Origin of the sequence: Acrocarpospora sp. B8E8 (genome assembly GCF_039871605.1) — a bacterium.
GTDB classification, from domain to species: Bacteria; Actinomycetota; Actinomycetes; order Streptosporangiales; family Streptosporangiaceae; genus Acrocarpospora; species Acrocarpospora macrocephala.
In genome coordinates this window covers 1-16,353 of record NZ_JBDPLV010000048.1, presented here as the reverse complement: position 1 = coordinate 16,353, position 16,353 = coordinate 1, and the positions used below count along the sequence as shown (strand labels likewise).

The window sequence follows — 16,353 nt, the reverse complement described above, 5'->3', positions numbered from 1 at the left end:
ATCTGTGCGCGATGCGCCCGGCGACGTTCCATGAACTATGAACTTGTTCCATGGCACGGCGGTCGGCGACGGCATTGTCAGCCCGCATGGGAGGTGGACTTTCGCGGGCGATGTCTGCGACACCTTCGACATTCACGCCGACAAAAGCATTCCGTACTACCGGGACGGGCACGAGCTGGTGGCCCAGCTATCCGAGTTCTTCGTCCGGCCCGGCGGGGTCGTTTACGAGATCGGCTGCTCGACCGGCACCCTGATCCGCGCGCTCGCCCGGCGGCACCATGGCAAGGACGTGCGATTCCTGGCCGTGGACGTCGAACCCCGGATGGCGGAGGAGGCGCGGCGGCGCTGCGCGCGGGATCCGGACATCGAAATCATCGAGGCCGACGCCACCGCTCTGGAGTTCGAGGGATTCGATTTCGCCGCGATCTACTACACGCTCCAGTTTCTCCGCCCCGATCAGCGGCAGCGGCTGCTGGCCGGCCTTTACTCCGCGCTGCTTCCGGGTGGCGCCGTCGTCGTCTACGAGAAGGTCCGCTCGGCCAGCCCGATGTTCCAGGATCTGGCCCAGCAGATTTATCAGGATTTCAAGTTGAGCAATGGGTACACGCCGGATGAGGTGCTGGGGAAGTCGCGCAGCCTCAAAGGCGTGCTCGCGCCGCTGACCAGCGAGGAGAACATCGCCTCGCTGCGTGCCGCCGGGTTCGGCCAGGTGGTCTCCGTGCAGAAATACGTCTGTTTCGAGGGATTCCTCGCAGTCAAATAGAAAGCAGAACGATGAGATTTCCCCTGATGGAGCAGTTGATCGACTGCTCGCTGATGAAACACGAGGAATTCTGGCCGGAGACGGCTCCGGTCGTGGCCGAGAACGCGGTCGCGGGTCTGGAGCGGTACGGCTTCGTCGTCTTCAAGATCGGGATGCTCCGGCTCGACGGCGACGCCAGCCGCCGGCTGGCGCATCGGGTCGCCGCCGAACTGCGGACCGAGCTGATCCGCGCGGGCGCGCCCGACGACCTGGGCCTGGAGATCGACGCCGCCCAGGCGACCCCCGTGCCCGAGCCGTTCTCGTGCCGCTCGCTGCTGCCGCACCACGACGGCCAGCACGCCTCGTATCTCACCCCGAGCGTCCTGGACGAGCCGGACTGGGACCCCGCCTGGCGTACCTTCTCCAGCTCCGGGTACACCACCACGCATGCGCACAAGATGTATCAAGGGATCTTCATCGCCGACCCCGGCGAGGCCTTGAGCGTGACCACGTACTACGACTGGCTGCGCATCCTCGAAGACGTGAAGTCCGCCCGTTTCATCGGCAACCCGGACGCGCCCAGCACCGCGCGCTGGCTGGGCGACAACCTCAGGCGGGCGCTGGACGCCGGCCTGACGCACTCCTTCTCCTATCCCACGGTCGGCGGCATGCTCGGCCTGACCGAGACGGCCCTGCTGGCCGTGCCGCTGCTGCACTGCGAGCGGCCGGTCGCGGCGGAGATGAAGGAGCGCTTCCCGCTTCTGCACACCCTGAGCGGCACCTGCCCGTGCCGCGGCTGCGCCGGCGAGGTCACCCGGGTGTTCTGCAATGTCACCTCGCTGGCGATGGGCCTGACCTGGCCGGAGTTCCGCGCGCGTTACGAGGTCCAGGTGCCGGGGGAGCGGTTCGACCTGCTGGTGGGGCACAATCTCACCACCCTGCACGGCGGTATGGCCGGGGGGCGGGGGCGCGTCATCGAGCCGCTCTGCCTGGTGGTGGACAAGCCGTCCGGGTCCCGGTATGAGGCGTGGCTGAGCCGGTCGTGGCGAAGGCTCTCCGGATGAGCGGCGTTCCCGCCGAGCTGGCGGCCCTGGCTTCCGCTCTCGGCATCGTACGGCTGGCGCCGCTGAGCGGCGGGATCGAGTTCCTCGCCTTCCGGGGCACCGGCCCCGAGGGCGAGGACCTGGTCGTCCGGATGCCCCGGGCGCGCACCTTCCACACGGCGAACAACGTGGGGGTCGAAGCCTTACTCCTGCTCGACCAGGAGCAGCGGCTGGCCGAGTGGCTGTCACCCCAGGGCTTCCCGGTCGCGGAGGTCCTCGGCCGGCACCAGACCGGCACGGGGCTTCCCGTCCTGATCTCCCGATTCATCGACTCCGACGCCGGGGACCCCGACTGGGCGTCGGTGGGCGCCTTGCTCGCCACCCTGCATGCCCTGCCCGCGCCGGAACCCGGGCCGGTCCTGCAGTACGGCATGTCCCTGCCGGAGTTGATCGCCAAACGGCTGCCGGAACGATTCCGCCGCCTCCAAGCCCTCCAGCCGGATCTCGGCGGCCTGCCGTCGCCCGCCGCGATCGCCAGGCGGCTCGCCGTGGTTCCCGCCCGCCACGCCCTGCTGCACCTGGACGTCCGGCGGCAGAATCTCCTCTGCCGGGGCGGCCTGGTGCGCGCGGTCATCGACTGGTCCAACGCGCTCGTCGGCGACCCGCGGATGGAGCTGGCGCGTATGTCGGAATACGCCAGAATCCCGGAGAACGGCTTGGACGAGGCCCTGATCCGGAAGGGTTACGCCGCCGGCCTCCCGGAGGAGGGGGTCGCCGACTGCCTCTACCGTCTCGACGCCGCCGTGATGCTCGCCCTGGTCTTCCTTTCGGTGGCGCCCCGGCCGGACCTGGCTCCAGCGCAGACGGCTCGGGTCGCCGAGTTGCTCATGACACTCGGCGCGGGCTGGCATTAACCAGACATCTTGATGAGCGGCACCACGCCGGTCAAGGACGGGATTCGGGTGCCCGCGAAGGAGGAGTGCCGGCCGGTTCTGTCCACCAGCACGCCGTGAATTCCCGCCGCCGTGGCGCCGCCGATGTCGGAATACGGCGAGTCGCCCACGTGGAGTGTCTCGTGGGGGAGTGAGCCCGTCTGGTCGAGTGCGTACTGGAAGATCGACGCGTCGGGCTTGTAGGCGCCGAAACGGTACGAGGTCACGATGAGCCGGAAATAGTGGGTGATGCCGGTGGCGTCGAGGATCTCGTACAGCAGGTCGTCGAAATTGGACACGACGGCGATCCTGATACCGGCGGCGGTCAGCAAGTCCAGGACCGGCCGCGCCTCGGGGTACAGGACATATCGGGTCGGGTCCAGGATCTTCTGGGCGATTGTCCGCGGCTCCGGGTGTGACTGACCGGCCGCGCGCAGGACGTTCCCGACGAAGTGGGACCAGGCCTCGACGCGCGCGGACGCCGAACTCTGGTCGTCGGGCCAGCCCTCAGACGTGCCGACGAGGCTGACCGCTCGCTCGATCTCCGCTTGAGTCACGGGAACTCCGCCGGCGGTCACCTCGTCCGCTATCAGCCGGGCCATCGGGGGGTCGAGGTCGAAGAGCGTTCCGGCGGCGTCGAAGAGCACCGTGGTGATCGTGTCAGGCAACCTGGTCCCCGTTCTGGTGGTGAAAGCGGGCGAGTTCGGACTCCTCCAGCCCGCCGCGCAGCGCCGCCGCGTCCGCCAGCCAGTCCTGGTCGCCGTCCAGCGCGAGGATGCGGGTGTGCAGGCGTTCGAGGCGGCAACCCCGGTGGGTCTTCGCCTCGTAGGAGTGCGTGCCGTAGTGGATCGACCGCGCGCCGATCTCGATGGCGTGGATGATCAGCTCGTAGAACGCGAGATTGAAATACACCCCGGCCCGGTCGCGGCCGAAGGCGCCCAGCCGGGGCACCAGGCGGGAGCGATGCGGGTCGTGGTAGCAGGCGACGAATCCGGCGGGGCCGTCCTGGCTGTCCGCCCGTACAACTTGGAGGCCGGGGATCGTGCGCGCGCGGGCGAAACGATCCCGGACGGCGTGAGTGTCGGCTTCGAAGCCGTACCTCAGGTAGCGCTCCAGCTGGAGCGGGACCAGGTCGCCGGTCAGGTCGCTGCCCGCCGACACCCGATGACCCTCGTCGAGGTAGCGGCGGCGCTCCTTGCGCAGCACCTTGCGCCGGTTGGCGGTGAAACCTGCGAAGTAGGCGTCCAGGCTGGGGAACGTCACGTCCAGAACGGCGTTGGCGCCGACCAGCGCGTCGGCGTAGCCCCGCGCGTCGAGGACCTTCGCGATCCAACGGTCTCGACCCGTCGCCTGGAGATGGGCGAACTCCACATGCGTGGCTCCCCAGGATCGCGCGACCGACTCCACCGCACACACCAAGGTCTCGGCGATCCCCTGGTCATGCGCGAGGACCACGCCCGATGCCGTGGCCGTACCCGGTGTCACGACGACCAGCGTGTCGCCGCACCGGTCCGCGGCGAGCCGCCGCAGCACGGCGAGGCGTTCCAGGTCGTCTCGCCGGGCGAGCTGCTCGGCTCGCGCGCCGAGCAGGACTTCGGCCGGCTGGTACGCGCGATGCGTTCCGGCGCGGGGGACCAGGTAGCAGGCCGCCATCCCGATCGCCTGACCGTCCTCGGCATGGACGGTCACGTAGCTCTGGCGGTCCGCGACCCTGCCCTCTTCAGCCCGCAGCCACGCGGCCGACCGCTCCAGCTCACGCTCAAGCAGCCGCTCCGCGACGGCGTCGATCGACGGCGACGATGTCCCGTTCACCCCGGGCCCTCCGCGCGGTAGGCGCGCACGTCACGGCTGGCCACCAGGACCAGCGTCCCCGCGACCGCCCATAAGCCGCCAAATATCAGGACAACGGACTGCCCGGCTCCGCCCGCGACCACGGGGGCGATCAGGAGGCCCAGCGGGAACAGCACGAAAGATCCGGCCGAAGAGACCGCACTGACCCGGGCCATCAACCCGGACTCCACGGATTCCTGGATCGATGCCGACATCAGCACCGAATAGGCGGCGATCCCGACACCGGCTCCGGCCTCCGCCACACAGATGATCCAGAAGGGCTGGTCCAGGGCCAGGGCCAGCGGCGGGAAGGCGAGCAGGCCCAACCCGGCTCCGGCCCACAGGACCGGCCGGGAGGGTCTGGCCGCACCCGCCGCCATGCCGCCGAGCACGCTGCCCACGCCGAACGCGGTCATGACCAGCGCCCACGCCCCGGAGCCGTGGGACTCGACCAGCGACGGGCCGAACACCATGAACGGCGCCGTCACGAAGAACAACATCGAGGCGGACACGCTGGTCTCCAGCAGCAGCCAGCGGACCCGCCGCAGCGCGTCCCACCCGGCGCGCAGGCTCGCGATCCCGCCGCCCAGGCTGATCCCGCCCGTCGCGGCGCCCCTGGGAAGTCCGCGCATCAGCAGCGCGGCGGCGAAGAAGGTGACCCCGTCCAGGACTATCGCCACGGCCGCGTCCCGGGTGACCAAGGCGATCAGGGCGACGAACGTCGGGCCGACGATGTTCGCGAGGTTCAGCGTGCTGGCGAGCAGGCCGTTGGCCGGGCCCAGGTCCCGCTCGCCGACGCAGACCGGCAGGTAGGCGAAGCCCACCGGGAACACGATGCTCGCGACGGTGCCGTACAGCAGCTGGCAGAGCAGGGCCGCCAGTAGCGGGCCGTCGAGGAGGAACAGCAGGCCGGTGGCGAGTTGCAGGCAGCCGCGCGCGAGAAAGCCGGCCATGAGCAGCGGCAGCTTCGGGAGCGCGTCCCCCAGGACGCCGCCGGCCAGCGTGACGACCAGGCGTGGCAGGGTGACCGCGGCGAGGAAGGTGCTGAGCCAGGTTCCGTCGTCACCGGTCCCGACCAGGCAGAGGGCGATCGCCGTAGGGGCGAAGGCGTCCCCGAGCATCGAGGCCGACTGGGCGGCGTAGTAACGGCGGAAGACCGGCCCGGCGAGGACGCCTACGTAGGCGCGCACGGCGAAGGGGGCTGATCAAGCGATTCCGCCGCGTCGGCCCGGCGGCGTTCGCGCACGCCGTCGCGGGCGATCGCGACCAGTTCAGGATCCCTCCCGGCCAGACCCACCCACAGCGTTTCCAGTACGGCGCCGCGCTGTGTCTTGGCCGCGTAGGAGCCGATGCCGAGATGCAGCGCCCTCGCGCCGATCTCGTAGGCGAGCTCGATGGCCCGGTAGAAGACGAGCTGAAAATAGACCTGGCGGTGCGCCGGTTGCCGGTGATCGATGCCGAGCATCCGCCCCCAGAGCGTGCCGCCGTGAAGGAAGAACACCGCGCACCCGAGAAGGGAACCCCGAAACCGAGCCGTGATCATGAAGCCCTTCAGAAGCCCAGCGCATTCCTTGAGATACTCGATGTAGTCGCTGGCGGGCCGCCGGTAGTTAGCGTCATATTTCCGCATCTGACCGACGAAGAGAGCGGCGGCTTCGTCCGCGCAATCCATCGGATCCACGACGGAATAGCGCACCCCCGACTCCACCGCAGCCTGCATCTCGGCGCGCACCATACGCCGCCGCTTCGGTGCCAGGGACTGCGCGTAGTCGTCGAACCCACTCCCGGGAAGCGTCAACCACGCATCGCTGACCAGCGGTTCCACCTGGACGCCGGCGGCCCGCAGGTCCTCAGCGGTGTCCGTGCTGACGTAGGGGATGATCGTGACCCGATCCGGAAAAGCGTCCAGAACTCCACCCGCCAGAAGCGCGGCCGTCGCGCCACCGGCCAGCCTCGGCGCGTTGCGATACCCCGCCTGCGGCGCGGCCACGACACACTCCCGCGCGGCCAGCCGACCGGCGAGCAGATGGCCCACGGCATAACGGCCAGACCTGACCTGCTCTCCCGCACACACCGGCACCATCGCGCGGCCCGGACCGTCGGCGACAGTCAGATACCGGTGCTCATGACCCACCCGCTCAAGAAGCTCCAGCCAGGCATCACTGCTGTACAACTCCCCGCCGTCCTCGCCCGCGAACAATCCCCGGACGCTCCGGCCGAACGAGACTTCCAAACTTCACCCCCGGTCGTATCCCGACCCCATGAAAGCACCGCCATACGGCAACCCACAGGTCCACTTACGCCGTACTTTGTCGGACATGAGCGCTGAGGTATGGGCATTAGGGGACGCGTACGAGCCGTATGTCGGGCGGTGGAGCCGTCTTGTGGCGGCGGATTTCCTGCGGTGGCTGGACATCGCGGACGGATGCCAGTGGGCGGACGTCGGGTGCGGGACCGGGGCGGTCACCGAGGCCGTCCTGAGGTTCGCCGCACCCGCCAGGGTGATCGGCATCGATCAGTCGGAGGGCTTCCTCGCCTACGCCCGTGCCCATGTCACCGACCCGCGCGCCGGCTTCCAGGTCGGCACCGCCACGGCACTTTCCTTGGGCGACGGCGAGATGGACGCGACCATCAGCGGCCTCGTGCTCAACTTCGTGCCCGAACCCGAGCGCGCCGTGGCCGAGATGACCCGGGTGACCCGCACCGATGGTGTGATCGGCGCATACGTGTGGGACTACGCCGATGGGGCGCAGTTCATCCGGCATTTCTGGGACGCCGCCGTAGAACTCGACCCCCAGGCGCGAGACCTCTACGAGGGGACGCGCTTCCCGCTGTGCCATCCCGACGCCCTCGCCTCGCTGTTCACCGGAGGCGGGCTGGCCGGCGTGGAGGTGTCCGCGATCGACGTGCCCACCCGATTCCGCGACTTCGACGACTACTGGCTCCCGTTCCTCGGCGGCCAGGGCCCCGCGCCGGGTTACGCCGTGTCCCTGGCCGGGGATCGCCGCGCCGACCTGCGGGAACTCATCCGGACGCGACTGCCGATCGAGGCCGACGGCCAGATCGCTCTGACCGCCCGGGCCTGGGCGGTGCGCGGCAGGCGCTGACAGCCGGGCCCGATTGCCCGCACGCTGTCGCGCGCGTAGCTCAGGGCAGTTCCGTCAGGACGTGCTCGGCGGCGACGCACGGGTCGGCCTGCGGTTCGATGTCGCGGAGACCGCAGGCCACGCGGCGCAGCAGGTCGCGGAAGGCCGCCCGCTGCCGCTCGTCGAGCCCGCCCAGGAGGCTCTCCTCGGCCTCGCGGACCCGCTGTTCCAGTTCGGCGAGGGTGCGTTCGCCCAGCGGGGTGACGACGATCTTCCTGGCCCGGCGGTCGGCCGGGTTGAGCTGGCGTTCGACCAGGCCGGCCTTGACGAGGTCGTCGATGAGGTAGGTCATCACGGTGCGGTCGATGCTCAGGTGGCCGGCCAGGGCGGCCTGGGTGGGCTGGTCGCCGTGGACCACCGTGGACAGGATCTGGTAGCCGCGCATGGCGTGCGGGAGTTCCCCGAGCAGCGGGGTCACCGAGCCGTGATACGCGGACAGGAGCACGCCGAGATGCCAGCCGAAGTCGCCGTCCGCGCGCCGCTCCTGAGGTGTCATGGCGAAATATTACCCAGGGAAGCGCTGTTCGACAAAACATCGGCAATGAATATAGTTTGTGCGACAACTCATCTGGATGGCAGAGCGCATCGCTCGGGAGGAGAGGCGGACGGATGTCCGACTACGGCCACGACCTGATCTTCGGGTCCTTCATCACCCCGGTGAACGCCGCGCCGCAGCAGGTCGTGGGCCTGGCGCGGGCGTCGGAGGCCGCGGGTCTGGACCTGGTGACCTTCCAGGACCACCCCTACCAGCCGGGATTCCTCGACACCTGGACGCTGCTGTCCTACGTCGCCTCGCAAACCGAGCGCATCCATGTCTCGGCCAACGTCCTCAACCTCCCGCTGCGCCCGCCGGCCGTGCTGGCGCGGGCGGCGGCGAGCCTGGACCTGCTGTCCGGCGGGCGCGTCGAGCTCGGCCTGGGCGCGGGCGGCTTCTGGGACGCGATCGGCGCGATGGGCGGGCGGCGGCTGACTCCCGCCCAGGGGGTGCAGGCCCTGAGCGAGGCCATCGACATCATCCGCGGCATCTGGGATGCCGACAACAAATCGATCTTGCGGGTGGACGGGACGTACTACCAGGTCGACGGCGCCAAGCGCGGTCCCGCCCCGGCGCATGACATCGGGATCTGGGTGGGGGCCTACAAGCCGAAGATGCTCCGGCTGACCGGGGGCAAGGCCGACGGGTGGCTGCCGTCCCTGCCGTACCTGAAGGGCGGCCTGGACGAGATCGCCACGAGCAACGCGATCATCGACGAGGCCGCTGCCCAGGCCGGGCGCGACCCTTCGGCGGTCCGCCGCCTGCTCAACATCGGCGGCCGGTTCGGCCCGGCGGGGGACGGGTTCCTGTCCGGCCCACCCCAGCAGTGGGTCGAGCAGCTGGCGGTCCTGACCCTGGAGTACGGATTCTCCGGCTACATCCTCATGGGCGACGACCCGGCCGCCATCCAGATCTTCGGCCAGGAGGTCGCACCCGCGCTCCGCGAAGCCGTCGCCGCGGAACGCGCCGCACGCGGGACCGCCCAGGGCACGGTGCCGACCGCCCATGACACGGTGCCGAGCGTCTCCATCCGCGACCGCCGCCACCCGGATATCGATTACGACGGACTTCCGGCCTCCCTCGCGGGCGCGGCGATCGAACCGGGCGACTCCGGATACGCCGCCGTCAGGTCCACCTACCTGCGGGGCGGCTCGCCGGGCCTGGTCCTGCGGCCCCGCACCGTGGACGAGGTGGCCGACGCGCTGTCCTTCGCCCGGCGGCAGCCCGTGAAACTGTCGATCCGCAGTGGCGGGCACGGCATCGGCGGCCGGTCCACCAACCGCGGCGGCATCGTCATCGACCTGGCGAAACTCCATCAGATCGAGGTCCTGGACAAGGAGACGCGCCGGATCCGCGTCGAGCCGGGCGCGCGATGGAGCGAGGTCGCCGCCGCGCTCGCCCCGCACGGGTGGGCGCTCAGCTCCGGAGACTACGGCGGGGTCGGCGTCGGCGGCCTCGCCACCTCGGGCGGCATCGGCTGGCTGGTCCGCGAGCACGGCCTGACCATCGACCACCTGCGCGCCGTCGACATCGTCCTGGCCGACGGCACCCTCACCCGCGCCAGCGAGACCGAGAACGCCGACCTGTTCTGGGCGGTGCGCGGCGCGGGGGCGAACTTCGGCATCGTCACCTCCTTCGAGTTCGAGGCGGACGAGGTCGGCGACGTGGGATTCGGGCAGCTGGTGCTCGACGCCAGCGACACCGCCGGGTTCCTGGAACGCTGGGGGGCCGCGGTGGAGGCCGCGCCACGGGATCTCACCAGTTTCCTCATCATCGGGCGGCCACGGCCGGGGCAGCCGGTCATCGCCCAGGTCATGGCCGTGGTCGACAGCGACGACCCCGACACGATCATCGACAGGATCCAGCCCCTGGCCGATGCCGGGCCGCTGCTGGACCACGCCATCCAGCGCGTGCCGTACCCGGCGGTCATGGCGGCCCCGCCCGCCGCGCACGACGCGCAGGGCGAACCCGTGACCCGCTCCGGGCTCGTCGGCCACATCACCCCCGAATTCGCCGCCGCCGCGACGGACCTGATCATGAGCGGGGAGTCCTACTTCTTCCAGATCCGCTCGGTCGGCGGGGCCGTGGCCGATGTCGCCCCCGACGCCACCGCCTACGCCCACCGCTCGGCGAACTTCCAGGTCGTCGCGTTCGGTCCGAACCGCACCGGACTGGACCGGGTCTGGGACGCGATGCACCACCACTTCTCCGGCCTCTACATCAACTTCGAGACCGACCTGCGCCCCGAGCGCCTCACCGACGCCTACCCCACCGAGACCCTCCAGCGGCTGCGCGCGCTGAAACTCCGCTACGACCCCGACAACGTCTTCCGCGACAACTTCAACGTTCCGCCTCGGGATCCAGGAACGCCGCCGCCTGCAGGGTGAAAAGTTCTGAATAGCGGCCGCCGGAGGCCATCAGCTCCTCGTGGCTCCCGCGCTCCTCGATCTCGCCGCCGTGCAGCACGTAGATGTGGTCGGCCGACCGCACAGTGGAGAACCGGTGCGAGATGAGCAGCACCGTACGCCCCCGGAACAGCTCGCGGATCCGCTGGAACAAGTCGTGCTCGGCGCGCGCGTCGAGGGACGCGGTGGGCTCGTCGAGCACGATGAACGGCGCGTCGCGGAAGCCGGAACGAGGCTCCCACCAGCCGGGGTAGTCGCCGCCAGTCGCGCGGCCCGTCCGCACCCCGGACGAAGTCATCGATCGTGAACCGCTCGGGAGCCTTGCCATTCCCGGGGGGCTTCGTAGCACCGTGAGTGGAAATTTCCGGCTTATCCACCGTCCGAGCGTGACATCAGGATGGCCACATCACCACCGATTTCACCCGGTGCTGGCTGCGGGGCGTGCCCGTACGCCGTCGAGGGCGATGCCCAGCACCCGCTCGCGCTGCGCGTCGTCCGCGAAGGCGCCGGCGGTGATGCCGCTGACCAGCCGCAGCACGTCGTCGAAGCTGGCGTCCGCGCGGGCTTCGCCGGCCTGCTGGGCCCGGGCGAGTAGGGGCTCTCCCGCGCCGTACATGGCGACCCTGCAGGTACGGAACATCTCGGACTCGCGGTTGAGCGCCTCGTAGATGGCCCGCTTGGTGGCCACGTACGAGACGAAACGGCGCAGCCAGGTGACCAGGGCCTCCCACGGGGGGAGCTCGGCGACCTGTTCCGCCGCCGCGCAGAGGTCCTCGACCTCGCCGACGTACACGCTCTCGAACAGGTCCTGGCGGGTCGGGAAGTTGCGGTAGAGCGTGCCGATCCCGACGCCCGCGCGGCGGGCGATGTCCTCCAGCGAGGCCTCGGTGCCCTTCTCCGCGAACGCCTCGCGGGCGGCGCTGAGCAGGGCGTCGAAGTTGCGCCGCGCGTCGGCCCGGTGCGGGCGGCGCATCGCGACGGCCTTGTCTGTCATCGTCTTCCTCCCCTGACCTGGACCGCGACTTGTACCGGAGGCATGCCTCCGCTATTGTGGAGGTATGCCTCAACTTTAGCAGGCATCTCTTCAGCGATGCCCGCCGGCAGGTATCGATCATCCCGCGCTCTCCGCGTCGAAGGATTCTCCATGGCAAGCACGACCTCGTCTACACGGCTGACCTTTGTGGTGCTCTCGGCCGCCGTGGCCTCTTTCTCGATTTTGCAGTCCCTGGTCAGCCCCGTGCTGCCCACCATCCAGCACGACCTGAACACCAGCCAGAGCACCGTGACCTGGGTGCTGACCGCGTGGCTGCTGTCGGCTTCGGTCGCGACCCCCCTGCTGGGCCGGATCGGCGACATGATCGGCAAGGAGCGCACGCTTCTCATCGCCCTGGGCGCGATCGCGGTCGGCTGCCTGACCGCCGCGCTGGCTCCGACCATCGGGGTGCTGATCGTCGGCCGGGTGATCCAAGGGCTGGGCGGAGCCGTCTTCCCCATGGCGTTCGGCATCATCCGCGACGAGTTCCCCGCCCGGCGGGTGCCCTCGATGATCGGCGGCCTGTCGGCCGTGATCGCGGTGGGAGGCGGGTTGGGCATCGTTCTGGCCGGCCCGATCGTCGAATCACTGAACTGGCGGTGGCTGTTCGGGTTCCCGGTGATCATTGTCGGGGTGACCGCGATATTGGCCCATCGGTACGTCCCGGAGTCTCCGGTGCGCACCCCCGGGCGGATCGACTGGCTGGCCGCGGTGCTGCTGTCGGGATGGCTGGTGGCGCTGCTGATCCCGCTCAGCGAAGCCTCGTCGTGGGGCTGGAGCTCGCCCGCGACGATCGGGTTGTTCGCCCTCGCCGCTGCGCTGCTGGCGCTGTGGATCTGGGTCGAGCTGAGCTCGTCGCACCCGCTGATCGACATGCGCATGATGCGCCTGCCGGCCGTCTGGACCACCAACCTGACGGCGTTGCTGTTCGGGGCGAGCATGTTCCCGGTCTACGCGTTCCTGCCGATCTTCATGCAGATCCCGTCGGCCACCGGTTACGGCCTCGGCTCCACCGTCACCGAAGCCGGGCTGCTGATGCTGCCCATGCTCGTGACCATGGCCGTCGCGGGAGTCCTCAGCGGTCCGATCGCCCCGATCATCGGCGTCAAGGGGCAACTGGTGCTCGGTTCGGTGCTCAGCGTCCTGACGAGCGCCTCCTTCGCGATCTTTCACGACCAGCCGTGGCAGCTCGCGACCGCCGGCGGGATCTTCGGCTTCGGCCTCGGCCTGGCCTACGCCGCCATGACCAACCTGATCGTGCAGAGCGTCCCGGCCCACCAGACCGGCGCCGCCAGCGGCATGAACGCCAACATCCGCACCATCGGCGGCTCGATCGGCACGGCCGTCGTCAGCACCACCATCACCGCGCACCTCCAGCCGGGCGGCCTGCCCTACGAGACCGGCTTCACCAGCGCCTTCGTCCTGGTGGCCGTGACCTCGGCGATCACCGTCGGCCTGGCGCTCCTGGTGCCGGCCGCCCGTGGCCGCAGGGCACCCGAGACGGCTGCGGAACCGCTCGTCGCCGCTACCCGCTAGGTCCCCCGAGCGGGGGAGGAGCGATTCCCGCCGGGGCGTTACGCTGCGGACATGGGCCTCAGGCGCCGGATGGCCGCGTCGTACGTGCTGGTGACGGCGGCGGCCGTGCTGGTGGTGGAGGCGGCCCTGCTGGGTGTCTTCGTGCCGTCGCTGCTGGGCGACTCCGACCTGCGGAACCGCCTGCAGAGCCTGGCCACTCAGGACGCGAAGATTCTCAGTCTCACCATCAGCAAGATCAGTTCCGATAACCCCAAGCTGAACATCCCCAGCCTGCTGTTCCTGGCGCAGCGGGAGGCGGGACCCCTGGTCTCGCTCCAGGGCACCAGGCTCGACAACCAGGGCATCCAGATCGTGTCCGCCAAGGGGACCTCTCCGGACAAGCCCATCGAGGTGCTGGCCGACCCCGACGGCCGGATCGTGGCCAGCTCGGCCGTGGACGCCTACCCTCCTGGCGGCGTGCTCGACGTGCCCGTCGTCAGCGGCGGCGGGCAGGGCAAGGCGCGGACGGGGAACGTCATCTGGTGGGTGAACCCGGTCCTGATCAGCCACTCCAGCGGCGGGAAACCATACAAGATCGCCGGATACGTCTACGCCGAGGCGCCGGCGGACTACGCCGGTTCCACCGGCGCGGCCGCCCAGGGTGACTTCCGCCCGCGGGTGGCGGTGACCGGCGGGGACGAGGTGGGCCAGCTGGAGGAGTCGTTCAACCGGATGACCGAACGGCTGGAGTCGGCCCTGGACGCCGAGCGGGCGGCCGGGCAGGCCGAGGCGCGGCAGGCCGAGCGGGTCAGGATCGCCCGCGAGCTGCACGACTCCATCTCCCAGGACCTGTTCTCGCTGAGCCTGCTGGCCGCCGGAATGCGCCGGGCCGCCCCAGACCGGCTGCGGCGCGAGTCCGAGGCGATGGAGAGCACGGCGACCCGGGCGATGCGGGAGATGCGGGCCATCCTGCTCGAACTGCGCCCGGTGGCGCTGGAGGACGCCGGTCTGGTGCCCGCGATCGAGGAGCTGTGCCGGGCCTACACGAGCAGGCTCGGGCTGCCCGGGCGGCAAAACGCCGCCCTCCCCCCGGGCATGCGGGCCTCCGGCCCGGTCCCGGGGGAGCGGCAGCCGCCCGCAGTTCGTCACGGAAGCCCGCCCACCAAGATCATTAAGGATGGCGGCGTAGAGTATGGACCGACCAGCAAGCCGTACCGTCCGCCTCTCTGAAGATCACCCGCGCCGCATTCCCATCACCGTGGACCGCCACTACGCTGTCCCCACGCGACCCCCTCAGGCCGCTTGCACAGGCCGGACGGTGACCAGGCACCGGAAACCGCAGGCGGAGAGGGCACACCGTGACCGAAGACCCTCCACCGCTACAGGTACAGACCTGGCGACTCGACACGCGCACGGTGCTACGCCTCATCGGCGAACGGGACTTCGCCACCTCATCCATCGTCGAAGCCGCCCTCGACGATCTCATGCGGGCCGACGAACCGGCCGTGCTGATCATTGATCTCACCCAGATCGACTTCATCGCATCAGCCGGGCTAGACCTGATCATCAACGCCCGCCAACGCCTCACCAGCAACGACCGGCACCTAATCGTGGTCGCCCCCACCGGTAGCCGAGCCCGACGCCTCCTGGACCTCACCCACCTGAGCGACCACATACCACCACACGAAACGCTAGACGCCGCCATAGAGGCCGCCCACGCCCCAGGCCCCCCCACCAGCCAAACCTGACCCGCCCGATCCCAGCGGGAGCGGCAGCCGCCCGCAACCATCGCGACGACACCAAGATCATTAAGAACGCCGCCGCGGGACACTCCAAGATCAACTACGGGGATTTGAGGCAACCCCCGGCCGTCTGATGGGCGGAGGACAACGGGAAAGCGACGGGCCAGGCCGATACAGGTGGCCACATCACCGACGTCGAGCGCCAGATATCGACGGCGGACCGACCACCCGATTGCCCCTATCACGCGTTGGAATGCAATGGAACCCCATGGAACGCCTAAGCAGGTGAAGGCAACTCATCGACGCCGCGCACCTCCACGGCACCGTCCCGATATGGCAGGGGATCAGCCACCAGGGCGCAAGACCTTCACCTACTGATCCTCACCAGATATCCAGACCCAACCACAAGGAAAGCGAAATGAAGACCACAGCAATCCACAAGCGAGCCGCAGCGACGCTCGCGATAGCGGCACTGACGACCCTCGCAACAGTCCCCGTCCTGGCCCAGCCCGCCCTGGCCGAATCCACGCAGGCAGCCGGGCGCTGCACCCTGACCATCACCCAGCTTCGCGGCGACCTCTACGTGATTGCCGAGAACTCCTGCTCCCCCCGCTTGGCCACCGACACGCTCACCACGACCAGGTACATGGGAGCCGACTGGCCGGACCCCGACGACACGATGCTCTACCGGAACTACCCCGGCAACAGAGATCGTTTCAAGGTGGCCGGTTACCGGCTGGACGAGGACGCCGCCACCGGGGATGAGATCTACACGCGGAACTTCTTCCGCCGCGCGGACGGTTCCTCCTACGAGATCAACTCAAACGAGGTCCACAAGGAATTCCTCCCCCTCGTGGGGTGAGGCACCGCCTCTGACCAGCGAGGGAAGCTGGGACGGCCGGAGAGAGCGGCACGTGACCCCGTACGTGAAAAACATGACGTACAACACCCCGTCATCCCCACCCCGACCAACCGGCCGGACCCAACCCCCCAGCCCAAACGCACCCGCACCCCGGCAACCTCAAGATCAAACACGCGGCCCGCGCTGCGCCGGCAACACTCCCTCACGGTCGCCCCCGCGCGGATTGCATGGCCAAACGGTCGGTCCGGCATGTTCACCCTGCTGCCAGCCTCGTGTCTCGCTGCGCTGCGCATGGCAACCACGTGGCAACAGCGGCTCCATAGCCTCATCTGCATACATCGAGCAGCCGCGTGGGCGGCATTACCGCGAGGAGCTCAGACCATGAACGTGATCGGCACTGGAAGAAAAAACGCCGGACCAGCCGCGCTGCTGGCCACACTAAGAGGTCGCGCGGATAGGCCGCGAGCAAGGAGCCAGACGTAACACAGGCACGGAACCTCAAGATCACGTAGGTGTCTACGCTGCGTAATCTCCGATGAGGATCATCCGTGCCTGTCCTCCCATCATG

At 69.4% G+C, this 16,353-nt stretch carries 16 protein-coding genes; 9 read left to right on the top strand and 7 right to left on the bottom strand.

The features are described 5' to 3' along the window. Positions 1-37 precede the first annotated feature (37 nt). Genes ABGB08_RS35805 through ABGB08_RS35795 form a run of 3 tightly spaced genes read left to right on the top strand, consistent with a single transcriptional unit; the run spans position 38 to position 2,699 of the window. Positions 38-763: a methyltransferase domain-containing protein gene (locus ABGB08_RS35805; RefSeq protein ID WP_347599870.1), complete on the top strand. Its 726-nt coding sequence runs from the start codon at positions 38-40 to the stop codon at positions 761-763. Between the two features lie 11 nt (positions 764-774). After that, positions 775-1,806 carry a hypothetical protein gene (locus ABGB08_RS35800; protein ID WP_347599867.1) on the top strand — a complete coding sequence of 344 codons (1,032 nt, stop codon included), beginning with the start codon at positions 775-777 and terminating at the stop codon, positions 1,804-1,806. Continuing rightward, positions 1,803-2,699 (top strand): aminoglycoside phosphotransferase family protein, encoded by an 897-nt coding sequence (locus ABGB08_RS35795; RefSeq protein ID WP_347599864.1) that lies wholly within the window; start codon positions 1,803-1,805, stop codon positions 2,697-2,699. The genes ABGB08_RS35800 and ABGB08_RS35795 overlap by 4 nt, the downstream gene beginning before the upstream one ends. Here ABGB08_RS35795 and ABGB08_RS35790 read toward each other — a convergent pair. Genes ABGB08_RS35790 through ABGB08_RS35775 form a run of 4 tightly spaced genes read right to left on the bottom strand, consistent with a single transcriptional unit; the run spans position 2,696 to position 6,780 of the window. Beyond that, a complete protein-coding gene (locus ABGB08_RS35790) occupies positions 2,696-3,385 on the bottom strand; it encodes an HAD-IA family hydrolase (RefSeq protein ID WP_347599861.1) in 690 nt (229 codons plus the stop codon). The genes ABGB08_RS35795 and ABGB08_RS35790 overlap by 4 nt on opposite strands. Beyond that, positions 3,378-4,529: a hypothetical protein gene (locus ABGB08_RS35785; protein WP_347599858.1), complete on the bottom strand. Its 1,152-nt coding sequence runs from the start codon at positions 4,527-4,529 to the stop codon at positions 3,378-3,380. The genes ABGB08_RS35790 and ABGB08_RS35785 overlap by 8 nt, the downstream gene beginning before the upstream one ends. Beyond that, entirely contained in the window at positions 4,526-5,737 is a 1,212-nt protein-coding gene (locus ABGB08_RS35780; protein WP_347599855.1) for an MFS transporter, read from the bottom strand. Before ABGB08_RS35780 ends, ABGB08_RS35785 begins: the two co-directional genes overlap by 4 nt. Next, positions 5,722-6,780 (bottom strand): GNAT family N-acetyltransferase, encoded by a 1,059-nt coding sequence (locus tag ABGB08_RS35775; RefSeq protein ID WP_347599852.1) that lies wholly within the window; start codon positions 6,778-6,780, stop codon positions 5,722-5,724. Before ABGB08_RS35775 ends, ABGB08_RS35780 begins: the two co-directional genes overlap by 16 nt. A gap of 85 nt (positions 6,781-6,865) precedes the next feature. On the opposite strand from ABGB08_RS35775, the gene ABGB08_RS35770 reads away from it, so the two are divergent. Then, positions 6,866-7,654 (top strand): class I SAM-dependent methyltransferase, encoded by a 789-nt coding sequence (locus ABGB08_RS35770; RefSeq protein ID WP_347599849.1) that lies wholly within the window; start codon positions 6,866-6,868, stop codon positions 7,652-7,654. Positions 7,655-7,694: 40 nt separating this feature from the next. Here ABGB08_RS35770 and ABGB08_RS35765 read toward each other — a convergent pair whose 3' ends face one another. Beyond that, on the bottom strand, positions 7,695-8,189 hold the full coding sequence (locus tag ABGB08_RS35765) for a MarR family winged helix-turn-helix transcriptional regulator (protein ID WP_347599846.1): 495 nt from the start codon (positions 8,187-8,189) through the stop codon (positions 7,695-7,697). A 113-nt stretch (positions 8,190-8,302) separates the two neighbouring features. Between ABGB08_RS35765 and ABGB08_RS35760 the strand changes: the two genes are divergently transcribed. After that, entirely contained in the window at positions 8,303-10,615 is a 2,313-nt protein-coding gene (locus ABGB08_RS35760; RefSeq protein WP_347599843.1) for an LLM class flavin-dependent oxidoreductase, read from the top strand. On the opposite strand, the gene ABGB08_RS35755 is transcribed toward ABGB08_RS35760, so the two are convergent. Both ABGB08_RS35755 and ABGB08_RS35750 read right to left on the bottom strand, forming a co-directional pair. Then, complete coding sequence (locus tag ABGB08_RS35755) at positions 10,569-10,931, bottom strand: hypothetical protein (protein ID WP_347599840.1); 363 nt, start codon at positions 10,929-10,931, stop codon at positions 10,569-10,571. The two genes, ABGB08_RS35760 and ABGB08_RS35755, sit on opposite strands and share 47 nt — an antisense overlap. A gap of 120 nt (positions 10,932-11,051) precedes the next feature. Then, complete coding sequence (locus tag ABGB08_RS35750) at positions 11,052-11,627, bottom strand: helix-turn-helix domain-containing protein (RefSeq protein WP_347599837.1); 576 nt, start codon at positions 11,625-11,627, stop codon at positions 11,052-11,054. A 150-nt stretch (positions 11,628-11,777) separates the two neighbouring features. On the opposite strand from ABGB08_RS35750, the gene ABGB08_RS35745 reads away from it, so the two are divergent. From ABGB08_RS35745 to ABGB08_RS35730, 4 genes are all read left to right on the top strand, one after another. Further along, positions 11,778-13,202, top strand: coding sequence for an MFS transporter (locus ABGB08_RS35745; RefSeq protein ID WP_347599834.1), 1,425 nt, complete (start codon positions 11,778-11,780; stop codon positions 13,200-13,202). Between the two features lie 51 nt (positions 13,203-13,253). Then, positions 13,254-14,411 carry a histidine kinase gene (locus tag ABGB08_RS35740; protein ID WP_347599832.1) on the top strand — a complete coding sequence of 386 codons (1,158 nt, stop codon included), beginning with the start codon at positions 13,254-13,256 and terminating at the stop codon, positions 14,409-14,411. Positions 14,412-14,539: 128 nt separating this feature from the next. Beyond that, a complete protein-coding gene (locus tag ABGB08_RS35735; protein WP_347599829.1) occupies positions 14,540-14,929 on the top strand; it encodes an STAS domain-containing protein in 390 nt (129 codons plus the stop codon). Between the two features lie 412 nt (positions 14,930-15,341). Continuing rightward, the gene (locus ABGB08_RS35730) at positions 15,342-15,785 is read left to right on the top strand and encodes a hypothetical protein (RefSeq protein WP_347599826.1); all 444 of its coding nucleotides are present in this window, start codon (positions 15,342-15,344) and stop codon (positions 15,783-15,785) included. Positions 15,786-16,353: the final 568 nt, after the last annotated feature.

Bases quoted from the DNA above. Each gene is read 5' to 3' on its own strand.
- ABGB08_RS35805 (WP_347599870.1), top strand. From the start codon at position 38: ATGAACTTGTTCCATGGCACGGCGGTCGGCGACGGCATTGTCAGCCCG.
- ABGB08_RS35800 (WP_347599867.1), top strand. From the start codon at position 775: ATGAGATTTCCCCTGATGGAGCAGTTGATCGACTGCTCGCTGATGAAA.
- ABGB08_RS35795 (WP_347599864.1), top strand. From the start codon at position 1,803: ATGAGCGGCGTTCCCGCCGAGCTGGCGGCCCTGGCTTCCGCTCTCGGC.
- ABGB08_RS35770 (WP_347599849.1), top strand. From the start codon at position 6,866: ATGAGCGCTGAGGTATGGGCATTAGGGGACGCGTACGAGCCGTATGTC.
- ABGB08_RS35765 (WP_347599846.1), bottom strand. From the start codon at position 8,189: ATGACACCTCAGGAGCGGCGCGCGGACGGCGACTTCGGCTGGCATCTC.
- ABGB08_RS35760 (WP_347599843.1), top strand. From the start codon at position 8,303: ATGTCCGACTACGGCCACGACCTGATCTTCGGGTCCTTCATCACCCCG.
- ABGB08_RS35755 (WP_347599840.1), bottom strand. From the start codon at position 10,931: ATGACTTCGTCCGGGGTGCGGACGGGCCGCGCGACTGGCGGCGACTAC.
- ABGB08_RS35750 (WP_347599837.1), bottom strand. From the start codon at position 11,627: ATGACAGACAAGGCCGTCGCGATGCGCCGCCCGCACCGGGCCGACGCG.
- ABGB08_RS35745 (WP_347599834.1), top strand. From the start codon at position 11,778: ATGGCAAGCACGACCTCGTCTACACGGCTGACCTTTGTGGTGCTCTCG.
- ABGB08_RS35740 (WP_347599832.1), top strand. From the start codon at position 13,254: ATGGGCCTCAGGCGCCGGATGGCCGCGTCGTACGTGCTGGTGACGGCG.
- ABGB08_RS35730 (WP_347599826.1), top strand. From the start codon at position 15,342: ATGAAGACCACAGCAATCCACAAGCGAGCCGCAGCGACGCTCGCGATA.